This is a genomic window from Virgibacillus sp. MG-45, from assembly GCF_036409425.1.
Lineage (GTDB): Bacteria > Bacillota > Bacilli > Bacillales > Amphibacillaceae > LDC-1.
On record NZ_JAXOFU010000002.1, the window covers coordinates 39,765 to 59,228 of the forward strand.

Here is a 19,464-nt window from a genome sequence, read left to right on the forward strand (position 1 = left end):
TCTTTTCAACCCTTTCTATTATATTTCTCTACCTTTAATGGATAAAGTCTCACATTGTATCCTTATCAAGAAATGCCATGGCCGCAAGCACATAGCTTTGGAGACCAAAACCGGTAATTTGTCCTTTACATGCAGGTGCGGTTAATGACTTGTGCCGAAATGCTTCTCGCTGATGAATATTAGATATATGTACTTCAATGACCGGCGTTTGAATTGCAATAATTGCATCTCTTAATGCAACACTTGTATGTGTATAAGCTGCTGGATTAAATATAATACCAAAATACTTTCCATCTGCTGCATGAAGCTGGTCGATCAATTCACCCTCATGATTCGATTGAAAGCTATCGACTTCATATCCATAGGAAGCTGCTACTTTCCCCACACTTTTTTCAATGTCTTTCAATGTAAATTGTCCATAAATCTCTTTTTCACGCTTCCCTAACAGATTAAGATTTGGACCATTCAATAATAATAGCCGGTTCATCCCCTTCATCCCTTTACCAAATATTATTGGACGTTATAAGTTTATCATAAAGCACTTCATTTGAATAAAAAAATCTAATTTTAATTGTTATTTTTTTTCGTCTCTTTCACAACCATATCATGAAAATCATATGAAATGGAATAGCCAATAAACGTACCATACAATAAAAACAAGCATATTGTCGATACAATCGTATTTTTGTTAAGGTCAGTAACGTTTGGAATATTCGCGAACATGGGATGAAGCACATAAAATAAAAGGAACCAGAGAGCTAAACCATAAATAGTACCTACCCACATAGATTGTCGCTTTTTAAATAAAGCATAATATAGTAACGCCGGAAGAATGGATATACCCCCAACTATTAAAATTGAAATTAAGTCCCCAAGCCATGTATCTGTCCAAGGTTCTTTTGTCCAAGACCGTAATACAAACATCTTAGGAGCGACTTCCGCAAAATTAAAATGGTACATAACGACTCCAATTGCGCTCCATAGTATTCCGCCACTTAACCCGGTGGTCACAGCTATTCCTATAAGAGAAGGACTTGTTGAAGCCTGCTGTTCTCTTTCATTATTCTTTCGTTCAGATTTTCTCAACTAAATCACCTCCAGCTATAGTATGGCCAATAATTATCATTCATATCGACACAACTTCTTAAAACGCAGTTGAAATGTTGTGGAATTTGCGTTCTAATTTTAGTAAGATGATTGACAAGAAGAATGTGCTTAATAGTAGTTTAATTTCTATAAAATAATGAATAATTCATGTTATATTAGGAAATAATAAATAAAAAGAAGGTAGTATTCTAACATTCTCCTAAGACAATAGGAACAAGTATTTAAGCATATCCATGAAAGGTGGAATTGAAAATGAGTGGTAGAAAATTATCTGTTATCGTATATGTACTTATTGGTTTTGCTGCTATTGGACTTATGTCACAGCTTTTTTCCAATACAACTGGCTTTTTATTTAGTCTCCTAAAATCGATTTTTATTGGGTTATTAATCTTTGGTCTCATATACTTCTTGTTTTTAAAAAATCGTGTATCTTCAAGTGATGCTAAAAAGTATAAACAGGCGGTAAAGCAATCCAAGCAAAAATATAAACAAAAGAAGCCCTCATCCAAAGCAAAAACAATACAACAGCAGCCGATTAAACCGCAAGCAAAGAAAAAAAACACACGTCAAACTTCCCATCTACGAGTCATTGACGGGAATAAAACGAAAAGAAAAAAGCGAGCATCCAATTAAATGGATACTCGTTTTTTATCTAGTCTATCATAATTTCAGAATAAGATTATTTCGGCCAGTGCTTTAAAAATTGATCCGTTCGTTCCATTCCCAATGTGAGAAGCATATCTATTTCGTTTGCATTAATCTGAAAGTTTGTTGTCTCGATATTTTTCACAGGAATAAAAATGATATTTTTTTTGTCAGTCGTAGAGATATATCTTGCATCATGTGCTTGCTTCATCGTAGCAAATAATGCATGGAGCATATCTAAAGCGTTTTTAATGTCATGCGGTGTTGTATTTGCTGGAGTATCCGAAAGTTTCACTCCTAAAACAGGACGTTGCTCTCGATTATTCGAATTTGTAAATAACCATAATGGAAAATTACTTAATAAGCCACCATCTACCATAATACTTTTTTGCTTTGCTTTTCCAGGTAATTTCTTTGGCATAAAAAAATATGGAAATCCCGCACTCATCCTGACTGCTTTTGAAACTGGGAAATGAGCTGGATTAATTCCATAAACACGATAAAGATCATCAGGGATGACAATCAGCTTTCCTAATGACAAATCACTTGCAACCACCTTTAAACACCCATTTGGCAGATCACTAAATGTGTAAATCCCTTGATTAGCAAGATGATTATATAGCCATTTTTCGAGCTTATCTCCTTTATATAATCCCATTTGAAAATAAAGAAAAAACCACTTGGTTCCTGGTAAGAAGGTAGTTGGTTTCGGTGGATCTAACAACGCCTTTAAATCCGTCTGTTGTAATAGTTGCAGCATATCAGATGAAGTGTATCCAGCTGCAACAAAGGACGCTAAAATTGCCCCAGCAGATGTACCGGCAACCCTTTCTATTTGGAATTGATTCGATTCAAGGCTTTTCAATGCACCAAGAAATGCGTAAGCCTTTACTCCACCGCCAGAAAAAACCGCATCAATTTTCATAACTTCTCTCCTCAGCCCTTTTCTATATAATTAAGCAAAGGAATGAGGAATTAGAACGGTCAATCGCCTATACTTTATTCTACTTTTTCTTCTGTTTGTTGAATTTGTTTTAAAGCTTCTTTTCTTTTTTGATCTTGCTCAAAATATGTAACTAAATCAGCAATTCGATCAATAGAATTCCAGCTTAAATGATGTTCAATTCCTTCCACATCTCCATATATGTTTTCTTGTTCAACACCAATAATATCTAAAAAACGTTCTAGTAATTCATGTCGAAACAAAAGCCGCTCGCCTATTTTTTTTCCTTTTTCCGTTAATACAAACCCGCGGTATTTCTCGTAATTTAAATATGCGTCCTTATCTAGCTTTTGAACCATCTTTGTTACAGATGAAGGATGTACTTCTAATGCTTCCGCAATGTCTGAAACACGAGCATAGCCTTTAGTTTCGATTAAATTATATATTAACTCAATATAGTCTTCCATACTTGGAGTAGGCATGAATTTCCCTCACTTTAAGCATCATTTTTTAGCTAATGCAAAATTGTTTATGTCTAAAGAATACAGGAAAACTTGTCCATAAACAAGTAGAGTGACAAAAAGAAGAAGAAGCGATTTTAATCGCTTCTTCTGTAAAACGTTAAATATTAGAATCCATTTTAATAATAAATTTAACAAAACGGAACCACTCTTTGCGAAGCAATGCACATTTCCGAATAAAAAGATTAATCATATATTAACAAAATCGCCTGCTTTCAAGTATAAGCATGAAATCAGGCCATGTTCTTAACTGACAATCTTATAATATTCTCTTGCCGTTATTGTGTAAACCACAGCATAAAATAAAGCAAAGATGGAAATGGTTGTAAATGTACATATAACAAATAGACCAACATTTGTTAAGTTTAGCAATGCCAATAATTTCGTGATAACTTTGAATGCGAAAGCGATGTGAATAACTGCTGCGACAAGTGGTAAGAAAAACACAATGAGCACTTGACTCTTAATCGCTTTTTTAATTTCCTCTTTACTCAAGCCTACTTTCTGCATAATTGCAAATCGTTCTTTGTCATCATAGCCTTCAGATATTTGTTTATAATACATAATTAAAACGGTTGCCATGATGAATAATGCGCCAAGAAATAGGCCAAGGAAAAATAATCCCCCATATATGGAATAAAAAGATTCTCTTGATTCCTCTTGCCCCTCTGCATAACCGTCGATGGATGCATCCTTAAGCTTTTGGGACAATGCCTTTGTAAGAGCAATTTCATTTTCAGTGCTTCCCTTAGCATCAAAGCCTGAAAAATACGATAAATCCTTCCATTCTACTTCCTCTAATTCCTCAACAGGATATAGAGATTTAATTGTTTCTTCATCTTTTACAACAACAAAGTATCCATCTGTTAACATGCCAGAACTATCTCCGGTGAGTGACAGTTTTTTTAACTGATTTTTAATTTGAAACTCCTGTCCTGATATTGTGATTGTATTTACAACAGGCTGTCCCTTAAACGTGTAAATTAAAACTTCATTATCCTCCAGTTTCGCGGACTGTTCTTCCAACTGATTAAACTCATCAAGCGAGATTAGTTCAAGCATTGAAATATTTGTTAATGAATTTATTGTTGTACGATCTGTTGTAAAAGTGTTTCCTTCCCTAATTGCTGGAAAATCTGCAGAACGATAATGAAGTGGATCTACTATTTCAATTTGATATTTTTCTGCTTCTTCATGTATTATATTTTCAATTACTTGTGCCTGCTCTTCAGAAATATTATTTGCTGAGATATCAATTTCCTTCGGATAGCGATTATTTATCACATCTTCCATTCCAATATACAGGGATACAGTGCTTGATAGCATGACCAACACCATTGTGGATAGAATACAAATGTTGGCTAGACCTACTGCGTTTTGTTTCATCCGATAAATCATACCTGATACACTGATAAAATGTTTCGTTTGATAATAAAAACCTTTGTTTTTTCGCATTAATTTCAATAAGGCAATCGTGCCGGCTGTAAACAAAGCGTATGTGCCGATTATGACGAGTAGAACGGCTAAGAAAAATTTATTGAGCGCAGCTAATGGAGATTCAGTTACTAGTGCGATATAGTATCCGGATGCGAGTGTTGCCACCCCGATTATAACAAGAACCCATTTCGTTTTGGGTTCTTTTTCACCAACCTGGCCACCTCGTAATAATTCTATCGGTTTTGCTAGATGAATATGCCTTAAATTGTTTAAAAGGGTAAGGACAAAAATGCTAAGAAAAAGGATCAATGTAATTCCTATTGATTTTGTCGAAACAAAATACGTAAGTGGCACATCAAAATGTAAAATATTCGATAAGAACAAAAACATTAACTTGCCTATTATCATACCGCTTGTTAATCCAATAACAAGACTGGAGACTGCGACGAAAAAGGATTCCCAAACAATCATTTTGGAAATATGCTTTTTCCCCATTCCAAGAATATTAAAAAGTCCAATCTCTTTTTTTCGTCGTTTAATTAAAAAGCTATTAGTATAAAACAAGAAAATTACTGAAAAAAACCCAATGACGATGTTGCCTAAATTTAAAATGGAAATCAGGGATTCCCCACCTGACATTCCTTTCAGTCCCGGATTCCCCGACATAAAATGCATCATGTAGAACATAGCAATAGTACTAATACATGTAAGGATATAAGGGATATACGTTTTCCGATGTTTATTTATATTTGTTAGGGCAAGTTTAGTGTAGAAAAATCTACTCATTTCTACCACCACCCGTTGCAATGATGTTTAATGTATCCGAGATTTTTTGGTACATCGCTTCATTAGATAAGGATCCTTTATAGATTTGATGGAACACTGCACCATCTTTAATAAATAGAATGCGACTCGCATGACTGGCGGCCTTTGTACTATGGGTAACCATTAGAACCGTTTGGCCTTCTTGATTAATCTGCGAGAAAATTTGCAGTAAATCATCAGCGGCACGTGAATCTAACGCACCGGTCGGCTCATCGGCTAGAACCAGCTTAGGATTCGTAATGAGAGCTCTCGCAACCGCTGCCCGTTGTTTTTGACCACCTGAAACTTCATATGGGAATTTGGCTAAAACATCGTTGATCCTTAATTTTTCGGCAAGCGGCTTTAAACGGTTACTCATTTCACGGTATGATGTGCCGGATAATACGAGTGGTAAGAAGATATTGTCTTGCAATGAAAATGTATCAAGTAAGTTAAAGTCCTGAAAAACAAACCCGAGATTTTTGCGGCGAAATGTAGAAATATCTTTTTCACTAATGGATACAATATCTTTATCATTCAGTAAAACTTCCCCGCTAGTCGGTTTATCAAGTGCAGCTAAAACATTTAATAAAGTCGTCTTTCCAGAACCGGATTCGCCCATAATTGCAACATACTCCCCTTCTTCAACTGAAAAGCTAACATCGGCAAGTGCCTGAATATGATTGCCACCGAACCGAGTAGTGTAAACCTTTTTTAGATTTTTCACATCTAGAAATGTCATGAAAAATTCCTCCGTCTCTTCATTTACTACATGTTCAGTATAGCAAGGCTTCATTCACACAGACATAGCTTTCACTTACAAAAAAGGGCTTAATCTTACAATATTGTAAGATTAAATAGGTGCTAGTATTATTCCACCCCGATTTCCTTCGTTTCCAGATCAATGATAAGCTTTGTTCCAATTCCTACCTCTGATTCAATGGTTATGTCATGGGATAGCTTGGTCAATATTTGTTTGCAAAGATACAAACCAATCCCCGTAGATTGTTTAAAGGCTCTGCCATTGAACCCTGTAAAACCTTTTTCAAACACACGTGGTAAATCTACTGCTTGAATGCCTATGCCAGTATCTTCTATAATAAGGCGCTTATTCTTTCTATAAATTGAAATGGAACCTGTTTTTGTGTACTTCAACGCATTGGATAAAATTTGCTCTATGACAAAGAGCAGCCATTTTTCATCCGTTAATACGGTACAGTTAACATCCGAATAGTTCAGGCTGATTTTTTTCCGAATAAACATTTTCGCATTTTTTCGGACCGCTTGTTTGATGATCTCATCTAATTCATATTTCTTAAAAACAAGATCATTTGACATATTTTCTAAACGAAGATATTGCAGAACAAATTCAACATATTGTTCAATTTTAATCAATTCCAATTCTAATTCCGCCGTTTGCTTCTTTTGTTCTGATTGAAGAAGGAGTCGCATCGCTGCAATTGGTGTTTTAATCTGATGGGTCCACTGTGTAAAATAATCAACTAAATCTTTCTGTTTATTATCAGCTTGAACAGTCAATTCGTTCTTATTTTTATATAAAATTTGCAGCAGTTCTTGATATTTCTGTTCAATTGCATTTTTGGGTACAGGTAATTGATCGATTTCTAACATAATGGTTTTTTCTGCGTTTTTTATCTTTTTGTATTGCTTTATAAATTTTAAAAAATCAACAACAAAAAAGATGCAGACAATGTATGAACATAAAAGGATTGAGTAGAGAATAGGACCAAGAGGCTGATGGCTTAGTAAAAAAACAGTGATAAAGCATAAGACAAAAAGACAAATAAGAACTATCGATTTCCAATTTTCATGTAAATAGTATAGAAATAGATTTTCTTTGTAGTTTTTCATATTAGTTCACCAAATAGCCAAGCCCTTTCATTGTTTTAATATAATCATTTAGCCCAATAGATTCTAATTTCTTCCGAAGACGATTGATATTCACTGTTAGAGTATTATCATCAACAAAACTGTCAGTTTCCCATAGCCGTGTCATTAGAACATCCCTTAAAACAGCCTTACCCTTATTTTCAAGAAGGACATGTAAAATTTTATGTTCGTTTTTGGTTAGATCGATTTTTTGACCATTAAAGGTAAGCGTCGCATCCTTTGTGTTCAGGATTGCCCCCCGATGTTCCATCAAATTGGATTGACCGGTAAAATCATAGGTGCGCCGGAGCAATGCTTGTACTTTAGAAGTAAGTATTATTAAGTCAAATGGTTTGGATATAAAATCATCCCCACCCATGTTAATAGACATAACAATATTCATATTATCAGAAGCAGAAGAAATAAAGATAATTGGTACCATGGATACTTTACGAATCTCTTGACACAAGGTAAACCCGTTTACAAAGGGGAGGGAGATATCTAATAAAACTAATTGCGGATCGAATGAAACAAAATGTGTCATGATATTCTGAAAATCAGTAACATATTCAACTTCAAATCCCCACGACTGAAGGTGATTCTTTACCGTTCTTGCAATGACCATATCATCTTCTACAATAAATATTTTGTACATAATCTTAGCCCCACTCATTAATAATTTATATAAATCTCTCTTAAAAATTGCTTTTGTTCTCGAAAATATAAAACCACTTCTATTTTCGCACTTTAATTTATTTTACAATCAATTTCACATTCATTCTATTAAATGTCCAAATTTCTTACCAATAATTAATTCAAATAGGCAATATTATTATACAATTCCTTCAATTTATCGTCCCAACTTTATTGTATTTTTAAACCCTCTCTTTGTTCTATACGTGGTAAACGTTTGCTTTTAGACAATATACACTTCCCTTTCTCTTTTCTAAAAACAAAAAAATAACCTCGTAGGTAAAAAAACCAAAGAGGTTATTTTTTAATTTAATTTTCTAATCTATTATCAACTGTTAGATTAATAATAGATCATTATTGTTTAGTCATATTCTTAAAGAGGTACTATAGTCCGCATTTTAACTGTGCGCCACAATTTGTACATGTATTGCAGCCACCAATATCCTCTACATGTCCTTTTCTGCAAACAGGGCATGTATTTCCTACTTCGTTTCCGAATGTTACATTTGTATATTCTAGCTCTTGGATTGTATCCATTAACACTACTTTTTTCTTTTCATCTGTAAATAACTCCGTTTGTTCGCCAACAGTATTATCTTCTGCTTTAAGTGTCAATACCTGCGTATCTCTACTTCCATCAACATACACAGTACCGCCTTTAGCTCCTCCATTATACAGGCGGCGATAGACCTCTTCGACCTGTTCCACTGTATAACCCTTCGGTGCATTTACTGTTTTTGAAATCGAGCTATCCACCCACTTTTGAATCACACATTGCGTGTCTGCATGCGCTTCTGGAGATAAATCCATTGCGGTTACAAACCATTGCGGAAGATTCTCAGGGTCTTGCTCCGGATGACGGCTTAGATATTCTTGAACTATATCTGCTTTTACCTCAATAAATTTACCTAGTCTGCCACTTCGATAGTAAGAAAAAGAAAAATAAGGCTCTAATCCTGTACTGACACCAACCATTGTACCTGTACTTCCTGTTGGAGCGACAGTAAGTAAGTGAGAATTACGGATGCCATACTTTAAAATATCCTGTCTTATTTCTTCTGGCATTTTTCTCATATAGCCTGTATTAATAAATGCTTGTCTTAAAGAAGCTGTTTCTTCATCCGTTTCTCCTACTAGAAAAGGAAAACTTCCTTTTTCTTTTGCTAATTCAATGGAAGCACGATATGCAGTTGTTGCAATTGTTTCAAATACTTTATCAATAAGTGCATTTCCTTCTTCAGAGCCATATTCTGTCTCACAATATATGAGTAAATCGTGAAGTCCCATGACACCTAAGCCGATTCTACGCTCACCAAGTGCTTGTTTTTTATTTTCAGCCAAGAAGTACGGTGTAGCATCAATGACATTATCCTGCATTCGAACACCTGTTGTAACTGTCTCTGTTAATTTATCAAAGTTAACTGTTTTCGTTTCTTTATTTGCCATCTCAGCTAAATTAACTGCAGCAAGATTACAAACAGAATATGGTGCAAGAGGCTGCTCTCCGCAAGGGTTCGTTGCTACTACCTGATGTCCATATGCTTTTGCATTCGTCATATCATTCGCATTATCGATAAAGAAAATACCAGGCTCAGCACTGTATGTGGCACAAATATTAATTAAGTTCCACAATTCTTTCGCTCGTATAGAACGATATACACGAACACCATAGCCCATTTCTTCCCATTTCCGCACATCGCCAACATTATGCCAATTTTCATTATATGCTTTCATTTCCTCAGCAGTATAATTTTCCACATCAGGGAAACGTAAATCATACGTTGTATCATTTTCTACTGCTTCCATAAATTCTTTTGTTAAGCAAACCGAAATATTAGCCCCTGTTAAGAAATCCGAATTATGAACACTATATGTTCCACCAGTATTTAGTTTTATCTCAGCTTCTCTTATCGCAGCTTGCGTAAAACCACCAAGTCCAGGAATAGATCGATAATTGATGATGCCTTGATATAAATCAACTTCCGTTTCAGTTAACGGGGTGAATTTTAATTTTTCCTGCGCTAAACGTTTAATTTGCTCATCTTCCGTATTTTCAATTAAGTAGCGAAGAATTCTTGGGTTTTGCATTTTCGAAATAATAAATTCAATAATATCTGGATGTGAGTCTACAAGCATGATCATCTGTGCTCCCCGTCGGCTTCCACCTTGCTCTACGAGATGAGTAAGCTTAGCAATATCATCTAACCATGAAACAGAACCTGATGATTTCCCATTTACTCCTCTTGCCAACGTATTTCTAGGTCTAAGCGTTGATCCATTTGTTCCAACACCTCCACCACGACTCATTATCTCCATTACCTGTTTGCGATGATCACTAATACCTTCGCGTGAATCTTTAATGTATGGCATCACATAACAGTTAAAGTATGTAACTTCAGTATCTGCTCCAGCTCCATATAGCACGCGGCCAGCGGGTATAAAATTCAGGCTTGATAGCTCATTATTAAATTTGTCAAACCATTTCTTTTTTTCTTCCGCCGATTGCTCCACACTAGAAAGCCCAGATGCATTACGTTTTGCGATTTGCTCATAAAAAATTTCTAACGGTTTGTCAATTACATCTAAATCACGTTTAACAATACCTGTCTCCGCCTCTTCTCCTTCCAAGACTGTTAAATAATCAGCCATCACTTCTATAAGGGCTTCTTTTTTATCCCAATCGATGGAATTGATAAAACCAAGCCCACGTGCTGGGAAATTCGGATCAGGCTTGACCGTTAAAACGACAAAATCGCCGACTTTCAATGTCTTTTTCTCCGTGTCTTTAAATGCATAGCGATCAAGCATTACTAGGCGCGAAACTCCTTTATGCGATAATTTCATTTCCTTCGTAATTGGAAATACTTGTGGAAATAGCTCAATATCGCGATTCAAATTCGCTACATTTACCTCTTTTTTAATTTCAGCAATTGTCGACATTTTATCGCTCCTTTACAAAGTATGTTATAAGTTTTATAGTTATTTTTATAGTCATTAATACAATACCACACCAAAGGATATAAAAACAATATATAGTAGGAATTATAATAGAAAAATACTATATATTGTACCTGAAGCAAATTATTATACGTTTGTCAATAATGAAATCAAATAAATTTAAGCGCATTTTAAAGATTTTAAAAGATAATTACGTATTTTTTCCTAAAACTAAACGATTTTCTATGTTGCATATCATTACTTTTTTTGACAAAGATCGACAATATTGGTTCTTATGGCTTTTATTAATTGACTCAAACGGAAAATACTTTGAAAAAAAGATTAGAACAACATATAATAGATAATGACATTTGTGAAAGACGGGGGAAAAACGATGGAATTTTTAATCATTACACTCGTTCTGTTGTTCGCTATCGGGATATTTCGATATTTTAGACAACGAACCTATTTAAAAACATTAACAGAAGAACAATTCCGAGAAGGCTATCGGAAGGCGCAATTAATCGATGTTCGTGAGCCACAAGAATTTGAACGTGGTCACATCCTTGGAGCAAGAAATATTCCGCTCACACAATTAAAACAACGCTTAATTGAATTGAGAAAGGATAAACCGGTATACTTGTATTGCCAAAGTGGTTCTCGTTCAGCAAGAGCTGCACAGCTACTCCATAAAAAAGGCTATGAAGATGTTAACCAATTAAAAGGCGGATTTAAAAAATGGACAGGTAAAATTAAATAAATTCAAGATGCTACATTTAGCCTTAACGTGTTAATGGGATAGACCTTTTTATAAAAAAAGCATGAGGAAGTAGAAATTCTTACTTCCTCATGCTTTTTAATTACTATGAAAGCTGTTATTTTGTGTAGCGAAGGATTGGCTTTCTTGCTGCTGTAGTTTCATCCATTCGCTTTACAACAGTTGTATGTGGTGCTTCCTGAACAACTTCTGGGTTCTCCTTCGCTTCGACCGCTATGGAAAGCATCGCATCAATAAATCCGTCCAGTGTTTCCTTTGCTTCTGTCTCAGTAGGTTCAATCATTAATGCTTCTTCTACATTTAATGGAAAATAGACTGTTGGCGGATGATAGCCATGATCCAATAATCTTTTTCCAATATCAAGTGTTCGTACCCCAAGTTTCTTTTGTTTTTTTCCAGAGAGAACAAATTCATGCTTACAATGCTGCGGATAAGGAAGCACATATTCCTTTTCAAGCTTACGCATCATGTAATTCGCATTAAGTACTGCGTATTCACTTACCTTTTTAAGTCCTTCTGCTCCCATCGTCCGAATGTACGTATAAGCACGTAGATAAATTCCAAAGTTGCCGTAATATGGCTTTACTCGACCAATTGACTGTGGGCGATGATAGTCAAATTCATATTGATCATCTTTTTTTACAAGCACTGGCTTTGGTAAATATGGTTCTAGTTCTTTGGATACACCAACAGGGCCAGAACCTGGTCCGCCTCCACCATGTGGACCCGTAAATGTTTTATGAAGGTTTAAATGAACAACATCAAAGCCCATATCTCCAGGTCTCGTGTAGCCCATAATGGCATTTAAATTTGCTCCATCATAATAAAGTCTGCCACCAGCATCATGTACGATTTGTTTAATTTCCATTATATCTGTTTCAAACAATCCAAGCGTATTTGGATTTGTTAACATTAAAGCTGCTGTGTCATCGCCAACCACACGCTTTAAGTCTTCTAAATCAACGAGTCCTTGCTCATTTGATTTCACGGTTACCGATTCAAATCCTGCAACCGTAGCGGAGGCTGGATTTGTTCCATGTGCAGAATCTGGAACAATTACTTTTGTGCGCTGATAATCTCCATTCGCCTCATGAAAGGCTCTGATCATCATAAGTCCTGTCCATTCACCATGTGCTCCAGCTGCTGGCTGTAATGATATTTCATGCATCCCTGTAATTTCCTTTAATGCAGACTGCAAATCATACATCATTTCAAGCGCACCTTGAATATGGCGTGTATCTTGATAAGGATGGAGCTGACTAAATCCCTCGAGACGTGCTACATCTTCGTTTATCTTTGGATTATATTTCATCGTACAAGAGCCTAAAGGGTAAAATCCAGAGTCTACTCCAAAATTTCGATTTGATAAACCTGTGTAATGTCGCATTATTTCTAACTCACTTACTTCCGGTAACGCTGCCAATTCTTTTCGAATGAATTTAGCCTCTACTTCGGTCTCTAAATCCATATCTGGCACATCAAGAGCTGGGAGACTATAGCTTGTTCTACCTACTTTACTACGTTCAAAAATTAAAGGAAAATCTTGATTAACCATTGATAATCGCCCCCATTTCTGTAACAAGTGTATCTATCTCTTCTTTGGTACGTAGTTCTGTAACTGCTAATAGCATTTGCCCTTCTTTGTCTGAATAGACCTTAGATAAATCATAGCCACCTATGATTCCTTTTTGAAATAGTTTTTCATTAACCACTTTCACCGGTATAGGAAGCTTTACTACAATTTCATTGAAAAATGTCCCCGCATTTAACACAGCCACTCCGATAGCTTCGAATTGCTTCTTAGCATAGCGTGCTTTTTTCATATTAAGCATCGCCATTTCACGGATTCCTTGTTTTCCAATTGAGCTCATTGCAACAGAGCTTGCGAGCGCATTTAACGCTTGATTCGAGCATATGTTTGAGGTAGCCTTATCTCTTCGAATATGTTGTTCACGTGCTTGCAGCGTTAATACAAACCCTCTTTTTCCATCTTCATCTGTTGTTTGTCCTACTAACCGCCCAGGAACTTTTCGCATAAGCTTTTCGGTAGTTGCAAAATAACCACAGTGCGGACCGCCAAATTGAGCTGGAATTCCAAAAACCTGCGTATCCCCTACAACAATATCGGCACCAAATTCACCTGGTGGAGTTAAGTAGCCTAACGCCAGTGGGTTACTTGAAACAATCATCATTGTTTTTTTATGCGCTGAAATTTGCTCTTTAATTTGATCAAGTGGTTCTATTTGTCCAAAGAAGTTCGGATATTGTACGACAACACTTGCAATGCTATCATCCAGCTTTTCACTAAGTTGATCTAGATCAATCATTCCATCTTTATCGTCAATTTCTTCGATTTCTAAATGCTGGCCTTTCGCATACGTTGCAATGACCTCTCTTGATTCAGGATGCACAGTTTTTGAAACAAGAATTTTCTTTTTTCTTGTCACTCCCGCACTTAAAGTAACTGCTTCTGCTAATGCAGTTCCTCCATCGTACATGGATGAGTTCGCAATTGGTAAAGCCGTCAGTTCAGAGATCATTGTCTGAAATTCGAAAATCGCCTGTAATTCACCTTGAGAAATTTCTGGTTGGTATGGTGTATATGCTGTATAAAACTCTGATCGTGATATTACATGATCAACAACAGAAGGGATAAAATGATCATATACTCCTGCACCTAGAAAAGATGGATATTTTTTTACATGTGCATTCTTATTGGCAAGTTCCGTCAATTCTTGTTTTAGCTGCGCTTCATTTGCTGGCGGTTTTAAGTCCAGCTCTTTGTTTAATCGAATGGTTGCTGGAATATCAGAGAACAATTCCTCTGTAGAATCAACACCTATGAAATCTAGCATTTCTTGTTTATCTGTATCTGTCATTGGTAAATAGCGAAATTCCATTTTCATTTTCCCCCTTTATTTTCGTTTAAGGAACGGCGTTTCAATAACAACAGCCTTTAGTTTTCGCTTGCGAACTTGAATCATCAGCTCTGTTCCAACTTTCGCATGCTCAGTCTGAATTAATGCCAAACCAATATTTTTATTTAAAGTTGGGGCCTGTGTGCCTGATGTAACAAAGCCAATCTGTTCTTCTTGAACAAATACTTCATAGCCTGTACGTGGTATCCCCTTATCTATCATTTCAATCCCTACGAGCTTTCTCGTTGTTCCATTCTCTACTTGCTCCTTTAAAACCCGCTTACCAATAAAATCTTGTTCTTTATTTACTTTAACTGCAAACGTAAAGCCCACTTCAATAGGGGTGATAGATTGGGATAATTCTTGTCCATAAAGTGGAAGGTTTGCTTCAAAGCGAAGCGTATCCCTTGCACCTAGACCAACAGGTTCTAATCCTTTATCTTTTCCTGCCTCAAGTACAAGGTTCCAAAGCTTTCGACCTTCCTCTTGATCAACATACAGTTCAAAGCCATCCTCGCCTGTATAACCCGTTCTTGAAACAAGAACCCCAGCATCAATAGAAGAGAATTTGACATCTTGTTGAAAGCGAAAGAATTTAATTTGTGATAAATCCGTTTTTGTTATCGTTTGTAATATCTCTTCTGCTTTTGGACCTTGAATCGCTAGTTGTACATAATCATCAGAGACATTTTCAATTTTTAATTCTTCCTTAACATATGAATTATGTTGCTGGAGCCATTCAAAATCTTTTTCGGTATTCGCTGCATTAACAACTAGTAAATACGTATCCTCTTCTAGCATATAAATTAGTAGATCATCGACAGTCCCACCATCTTCATAGCACATAAATGTATACTGCGCTTTTAGCGGAGTTAGCTTTGATACATCATTCGTCATTACCTTTTGAAGAAAATCAAGACTTTTTGATCCTGTTACAAGAATTTCTCCCATGTGCGAAACATCAAATAAGCCTGCTCTTTCTCTTGTAGTCTCATGTTCCAGCTTAATCCCTTTGTACTGAACTGGGAGGTCCCACCCTCCAAAGTCGATTGTCTTCGCCCCAAGTTTTTCATACTCAGAAAAAATCGGGGTGCGTCTTAGCTCACTCACATCCATCCACTCCTTTGTACATCTTATTGTCTGGAAAACCGTTGCTTGTTTTTCAGACTTTTTTAACATTTCACCATAAAAAAACAGAGATTTCACACGTAACGTACCGAAATCTCTGTCCTTCCACCAGAAAGTTGCACATTTTCAATAACAGAAAATGCTTGCTTCGTAGGTGGCCTAACTAATAGGCTCTCTCCAGAGTTGCGTCCTACAAGAGTTCTTTTGCCTGAGAGATTCGCAATTCGCTTGCTCCTTCGGCGTTACCTTGAAAAGCTGTATGAATAACTTTTCTTGTAAGCTCTCCCCTTGTGTTCATTCGCATTTTATGAAATTATCCTTCTTTGGTTATACTATGTACCAACGTGCGAAATATCTGTTTTGTAACAGCTTCATTATAGCATAATATAAACTATTTTTCGCACTTCTTTTTCAATCTACAACTTGCTGAAGCAAAGGAAGGTCATCTATATATGAGCAACGTATTAATTCAATGTGATTCAACATTTATCGACCAATTAGAAGGCCATATAAATTCTGGAAATAAGCTATCAAAATGGGAGCTTTTTTCCATGGCTTATGAAGCAGAAGCAACAACAATGAGTAATAATTTTGATGGGCTCCTATCATTGAAATATTTGCCCCATGTGGATTTTCTTCCCCACCAAATCGAAAGTGCAACACAAGCAATTGAAGAAATGAACGGTCGGGCTATTTTAGCAGACGAGGTTGGCTTAGGAAAAACAATTGAAGCTGGATTAATTTTAAAAGAATACATGATTCGAGGATTAGCTAAAAAAATACTTCTTTTGGTTCCGGCCTCGCTTGTCAATCAATGGGTGCAAGAATTGCATGAAAAATTTTACATTCCTGTTGTAGCCCATCGAAAAAATTACGCCTGGGAACAACATGATATTATGATTTCTTCCCTAGATACAGCAAAACGCTCACCTCACAGAGAAGCGATATTAGACATAGATTATGATTTTGTTCTTATCGATGAAGCACATAAGCTTAAAAACCATACTACTAAAAATTATGCATTTGTCCGTTCGTTAAAAAAGAAATATTGTCTATTATTAACTGCTACGCCAGTCCAAAATAATTTACTTGAAATATTCAATCTCGTATCGATATTAAAGCCTGGTCATTTAGGAAATCACGCCTCCTTTATCGAACAATTTGGAAAGGATCGAAAAAAATTAAATCAAGATGCATTTTTAAAGCAATTGATCCAGAAAGTAATGGTTCGAAACACGCGACAAAATACGAGCTTAAACAATACGAAAAGGAATATAGAGACAATTTGGATTAAATTCAGTCAGGAAGAAATAGATGCATATAACGAAATTGACAGCATGTTTCCTTCCAATGCTACGTTTTCAAAATTGACATTACTTCGGGAGCTTTGTTCGTCACGAGAAGCCTGTGCTTTATCCTTACAGAAAATGATGAATAATGGTGCGAATTTGAGTAGTGTCATGGAAATTATCGGGGCACTTCCACACCATGCAAAGGCACAGAAAACAGTGGAGCTCTTACAACAAATTGGAGATAAGAAAGTAATTATTTTCACCGAGTATCGCGGAACACAGCTTTATCTACAATGGTATTTACAACAACACGGCATTTCATCTGTACCATTTCGCGGTGGTTTTAAACGTGGAAAAAAAGACTGGATGCGGCAATTATTTAAGGATCATGCGCAAGTGTTAATTGCAACTGAGGCAGGTGGAGAAGGGATTAACTTGCAATTTTGTAACTATATGATCAATTATGATTTACCATGGAATCCAATGCGGCTCGAACAACGTATTGGTAGAATTCATCGCTACGGACAAGAAAATGATGTACACATTTATAATTTTGCAATTGAAGGAACGATTGAAGAACATATTATGAAACTGCTTTATGAAAAGATTCATTTGTTCGAAAATGTGATAGGTCATCTTGATGCCATTTTAGCAGAATTACAAATCGATGATTTTGAACAAGAAGTGAAATCCATCTTTACCGAATCTACATCCGCTGGAGAGGCAAAAATCAAGCTTGATAATCTATCGTCAATTATTGAGCAAACACAGCTAGCAAATCAAAAAGAGAAGGAGCAGCATTATGGCAATAGCTAACCTCCATTTGTTTTTACATTCATTCTTTACAGCTCATCAATGTCCAGTTATACACAATGAGGGTGGTGTCCTAACTGTCCAATTAACCGAAGAACTAGATAAAGCATTAATGAACCGTCCTTTTTACTGGCATTACGTAAAGAGTACAGGACAAAAAGGTAAACCGATGGAGCTTACGTTGATTACAAATCCGGAAAAACGCGAAGAAAAAGGCGAGTGGATTCATTTTGGTAGTCCACGTCTACAGCAAATTATACGGTATTTAAAAACAACAGAGAAATATACGATGCTCTTTCAACGCATTAAAACGCGACAAAACACTGAGCTACATCCTTGGCTTGTAACGAATATTAAAGTTAGCTATATTGGAAAGCAAAAAAGAGATGAATTGTTTTCAATTGGGTTGAATTTAGTGAATGGTAGCATGCTGACGGAATTTATGAAGCAATTAGAACCATTATCCTTCCAGTCAAGCATATCGAACTTTTGCTATACGATTGCTCCATTAATTCGTCTTAAAAGCGGCTATCTCCGTATTGAATCCGTACTAAAGCAATACATTGAAAATCAAGAACAAGAATGGGCCAACGCTTCTCATCAAGCACTCGATGATGAATTGCAAATGCTTAAGCACTTTTACACGGACAAACCAGAGGAAGAATCTAATCAAATGAAGCAAGAAGAAGAAGAAATTCGTAAACGGTTCACTCCAAAAGTTAGAATCGAAGTAATTAATGGAGGTTTAATCTATATTAAGAAACAGCAACTGCAACAGAAAACCAATAGCGGTTAAAGAGATTAGCTATTGGTTTTCTTTCTTTTCTTGAATGTTAGCTGAATAAGAAATGGCAGCAAACCAAACCATCGATTAGATAGTCCTTTCTTTTTCTCGTTTTTCTGTTGCACTCGTTGCTGCTTTCTTTCTTCAGGTGTAGATTCAAGATAAGCTATAAATTGGCCTGCCAAATATTTCACATATTCATCGCCAGACATTGTTGCCTCCTTTTTAATTACTAGCATAAGCATTATGGAATCTCATTATACTCCAATGCTTTTTTTATTTCGGACACAATTGCTAATTCTGACTTTCCGTCTGTATCAATAATTACATCGGCACAGCTCTTATATAAAGGGATTCTCTTGTCATATAATTGTCTTCGTTGATCAACATTTATATCCCATAATGGGCGTAACGTATCGTTATTTAGCCGTTTTGTTATTTCAGCAAAGGATGTGTGTAAATAAACAATGCATCCATTTTGCTTCATGAAAGCTATATTAATTGAGCGTTCGACAATTCCTCCTCCAGTAATAATCACTTGCTCATCCCGTTCTTTTAATGCTATTGTCTCTAATTCTCGAAAAGCCTCCTCCCCTTCGCATTGAAAAATATCCTTAATCTTCTTACCGCTCTCTTTTTCAATATATTGATCAAGATCTATCGAGCTGAGCAACATTTCGTTACTAAATAGCTTTCCGATTGTTGTTTTTCCGCTTCCCATAAACCCGATTAAATATATTCGATCCAATTACTTCAGCTCCCTTTCATAATTTT

At 35.9% G+C, this 19,464-nt stretch carries 18 protein-coding genes and 2 riboswitches; of the genes, 4 read left to right on the forward strand and 14 right to left on the reverse strand.

The genetic code is table 11. The annotated features are described in order from the left end of the window. Window positions 1-49: 49 nt before the first annotated feature. Window positions 50-487, reverse strand: a complete 438-nt coding sequence (gene aroQ, locus SPK86_RS02370) for a type II 3-dehydroquinate dehydratase (protein ID WP_284140373.1) — start codon at window positions 485-487, stop codon at window positions 50-52. An 80-nt stretch (window positions 488-567) separates the two neighbouring features. Then, a complete protein-coding gene (locus SPK86_RS02375; protein ID WP_284140374.1) occupies window positions 568-1,086 on the reverse strand; it encodes a YqhR family membrane protein in 519 nt (172 codons plus the stop codon). Window positions 1,087-1,359: 273 nt separating this feature from the next. On the opposite strand from SPK86_RS02375, the gene SPK86_RS02380 reads away from it, so the two are divergent. Then, the gene (locus SPK86_RS02380) at window positions 1,360-1,740 is read left to right on the forward strand and encodes an SA1362 family protein (RefSeq protein ID WP_284140375.1); all 381 of its coding nucleotides are present in this window, start codon (window positions 1,360-1,362) and stop codon (window positions 1,738-1,740) included. A 46-nt stretch (window positions 1,741-1,786) separates the two neighbouring features. On the opposite strand, the gene SPK86_RS02385 is transcribed toward SPK86_RS02380, so the two are convergent. From SPK86_RS02385 to SPK86_RS02415, 7 genes are all read right to left on the reverse strand, one after another. After that, entirely contained in the window at window positions 1,787-2,677 is an 891-nt protein-coding gene (locus SPK86_RS02385) for a patatin-like phospholipase family protein (protein ID WP_284140376.1), read from the reverse strand. Window positions 2,678-2,751: 74 nt separating this feature from the next. Beyond that, complete coding sequence (gene mntR, locus SPK86_RS02390) at window positions 2,752-3,177, reverse strand: transcriptional regulator MntR (protein ID WP_284140377.1); 426 nt, start codon at window positions 3,175-3,177, stop codon at window positions 2,752-2,754. A gap of 285 nt (window positions 3,178-3,462) precedes the next feature. Beyond that, window positions 3,463-5,439: an ABC transporter permease gene (locus SPK86_RS02395; RefSeq protein WP_330948600.1), complete on the reverse strand. Its 1,977-nt coding sequence runs from the start codon at window positions 5,437-5,439 to the stop codon at window positions 3,463-3,465. Beyond that, a complete protein-coding gene (locus SPK86_RS02400) occupies window positions 5,432-6,199 on the reverse strand; it encodes an ABC transporter ATP-binding protein (protein WP_284140379.1) in 768 nt (255 codons plus the stop codon). Before SPK86_RS02400 ends, SPK86_RS02395 begins: the two co-directional genes overlap by 8 nt. A 128-nt stretch (window positions 6,200-6,327) precedes the next feature. Continuing rightward, window positions 6,328-7,089 carry a sensor histidine kinase gene (locus SPK86_RS02405; RefSeq protein ID WP_284140380.1) on the reverse strand — a complete coding sequence of 254 codons (762 nt, stop codon included), beginning with the start codon at window positions 7,087-7,089 and terminating at the stop codon, window positions 6,328-6,330. Between the two features lie 241 nt (window positions 7,090-7,330). Next, window positions 7,331-8,002 carry a response regulator transcription factor gene (locus SPK86_RS02410; protein ID WP_284140381.1) on the reverse strand — a complete coding sequence of 224 codons (672 nt, stop codon included), beginning with the start codon at window positions 8,000-8,002 and terminating at the stop codon, window positions 7,331-7,333. A gap of 422 nt (window positions 8,003-8,424) precedes the next feature. After that, window positions 8,425-10,980, reverse strand: coding sequence for a vitamin B12-dependent ribonucleotide reductase (locus SPK86_RS02415; protein WP_284140382.1), 2,556 nt, complete (start codon window positions 10,978-10,980; stop codon window positions 8,425-8,427). A gap of 391 nt (window positions 10,981-11,371) precedes the next feature. Here SPK86_RS02415 and SPK86_RS02420 point away from each other — a divergent pair, with 391 nt between their 5' ends. Next, entirely contained in the window at window positions 11,372-11,737 is a 366-nt protein-coding gene (locus SPK86_RS02420) for a rhodanese-like domain-containing protein (RefSeq protein ID WP_284140383.1), read from the forward strand. Window positions 11,738-11,852: 115 nt separating this feature from the next. On the opposite strand, the gene gcvPB is transcribed toward SPK86_RS02420, so the two are convergent. The 3 genes from gcvPB to gcvT are packed head-to-tail and all read right to left on the reverse strand — an operon-like array spanning window position 11,853 to window position 15,783. Further along, window positions 11,853-13,310, reverse strand: coding sequence for an aminomethyl-transferring glycine dehydrogenase subunit GcvPB (gene gcvPB / locus SPK86_RS02425; RefSeq protein WP_284140384.1), 1,458 nt, complete (start codon window positions 13,308-13,310; stop codon window positions 11,853-11,855). Further along, window positions 13,303-14,655 carry an aminomethyl-transferring glycine dehydrogenase subunit GcvPA gene (gene gcvPA / locus SPK86_RS02430; protein ID WP_284140385.1) on the reverse strand — a complete coding sequence of 451 codons (1,353 nt, stop codon included), beginning with the start codon at window positions 14,653-14,655 and terminating at the stop codon, window positions 13,303-13,305. Before gcvPA ends, gcvPB begins: the two co-directional genes overlap by 8 nt. Before the next feature lie 15 nt (window positions 14,656-14,670). Beyond that, a complete protein-coding gene (gene gcvT / locus SPK86_RS02435) occupies window positions 14,671-15,783 on the reverse strand; it encodes a glycine cleavage system aminomethyltransferase GcvT (protein ID WP_284140386.1) in 1,113 nt (370 codons plus the stop codon). Between the two features lie 113 nt (window positions 15,784-15,896). After that, a riboswitch (glycine riboswitch) is annotated at window positions 15,897-15,984 on the reverse strand. A gap of 3 nt (window positions 15,985-15,987) precedes the next feature. Next, window positions 15,988-16,099: riboswitch (glycine riboswitch) on the reverse strand. A gap of 154 nt (window positions 16,100-16,253) precedes the next feature. On the opposite strand from gcvT, the gene SPK86_RS02440 reads away from it, so the two are divergent. Together SPK86_RS02440 and SPK86_RS02445 are read left to right on the forward strand one after the other, a co-directional pair. Then, entirely contained in the window at window positions 16,254-17,909 is a 1,656-nt protein-coding gene (locus SPK86_RS02440; protein WP_284140387.1) for a DEAD/DEAH box helicase, read from the forward strand. Then, window positions 17,896-18,702 (forward strand): YqhG family protein, encoded by an 807-nt coding sequence (locus SPK86_RS02445; RefSeq protein ID WP_284140388.1) that lies wholly within the window; start codon window positions 17,896-17,898, stop codon window positions 18,700-18,702. The genes SPK86_RS02440 and SPK86_RS02445 overlap by 14 nt, the downstream gene beginning before the upstream one ends. A 5-nt stretch (window positions 18,703-18,707) precedes the next feature. Here SPK86_RS02445 and SPK86_RS02450 read toward each other — a convergent pair whose 3' ends face one another. Together SPK86_RS02450 and SPK86_RS02455 are read right to left on the reverse strand one after the other, a co-directional pair. Continuing rightward, window positions 18,708-18,935, reverse strand: a complete 228-nt coding sequence (locus SPK86_RS02450; protein ID WP_330948601.1) for a YqzE family protein — start codon at window positions 18,933-18,935, stop codon at window positions 18,708-18,710. Further along, window positions 18,935-19,438, reverse strand: a complete 504-nt coding sequence (locus SPK86_RS02455) for a shikimate kinase (protein ID WP_284140390.1) — start codon at window positions 19,436-19,438, stop codon at window positions 18,935-18,937. Before SPK86_RS02455 ends, SPK86_RS02450 begins: the two co-directional genes overlap by 1 nt. Window positions 19,439-19,464: the final 26 nt, after the last annotated feature.

What these genes read in the sequence shown, in the direction of transcription:
- aroQ (WP_284140373.1), bottom strand. Translation starts at nt 487, where the DNA reads ATGAACCGGCTATTATTATTGAATGGTCCAAATCTTAATCTGTTAGGG.
- SPK86_RS02380 (WP_284140375.1), top strand. Translation starts at nt 1,360, where the DNA reads ATGAGTGGTAGAAAATTATCTGTTATCGTATATGTACTTATTGGTTTT.
- SPK86_RS02385 (WP_284140376.1), bottom strand. Translation starts at nt 2,677, where the DNA reads ATGAAAATTGATGCGGTTTTTTCTGGCGGTGGAGTAAAGGCTTACGCA.
- mntR (WP_284140377.1), bottom strand. Translation starts at nt 3,177, where the DNA reads ATGCCTACTCCAAGTATGGAAGACTATATTGAGTTAATATATAATTTA.
- SPK86_RS02395 (WP_330948600.1), bottom strand. Translation starts at nt 5,439, where the DNA reads ATGAGTAGATTTTTCTACACTAAACTTGCCCTAACAAATATAAATAAA.
- SPK86_RS02400 (WP_284140379.1), bottom strand. Translation starts at nt 6,199, where the DNA reads ATGACATTTCTAGATGTGAAAAATCTAAAAAAGGTTTACACTACTCGG.
- SPK86_RS02405 (WP_284140380.1), bottom strand. Translation starts at nt 7,089, where the DNA reads ATGTTAGAAATCGATCAATTACCTGTACCCAAAAATGCAATTGAACAG.
- SPK86_RS02410 (WP_284140381.1), bottom strand. Translation starts at nt 8,002, where the DNA reads ATGTACAAAATATTTATTGTAGAAGATGATATGGTCATTGCAAGAACG.
- SPK86_RS02415 (WP_284140382.1), bottom strand. Translation starts at nt 10,980, where the DNA reads ATGTCGACAATTGCTGAAATTAAAAAAGAGGTAAATGTAGCGAATTTG.
- SPK86_RS02420 (WP_284140383.1), top strand. Translation starts at nt 11,372, where the DNA reads ATGGAATTTTTAATCATTACACTCGTTCTGTTGTTCGCTATCGGGATA.
- gcvPB (WP_284140384.1), bottom strand. Translation starts at nt 13,310, where the DNA reads ATGGTTAATCAAGATTTTCCTTTAATTTTTGAACGTAGTAAAGTAGGT.
- gcvPA (WP_284140385.1), bottom strand. Translation starts at nt 14,655, where the DNA reads ATGGAATTTCGCTATTTACCAATGACAGATACAGATAAACAAGAAATG.
- SPK86_RS02440 (WP_284140387.1), top strand. Translation starts at nt 16,254, where the DNA reads ATGAGCAACGTATTAATTCAATGTGATTCAACATTTATCGACCAATTA.
- SPK86_RS02445 (WP_284140388.1), top strand. Translation starts at nt 17,896, where the DNA reads ATGGCAATAGCTAACCTCCATTTGTTTTTACATTCATTCTTTACAGCT.
- SPK86_RS02450 (WP_330948601.1), bottom strand. Translation starts at nt 18,935, where the DNA reads ATGCTTATGCTAGTAATTAAAAAGGAGGCAACAATGTCTGGCGATGAA.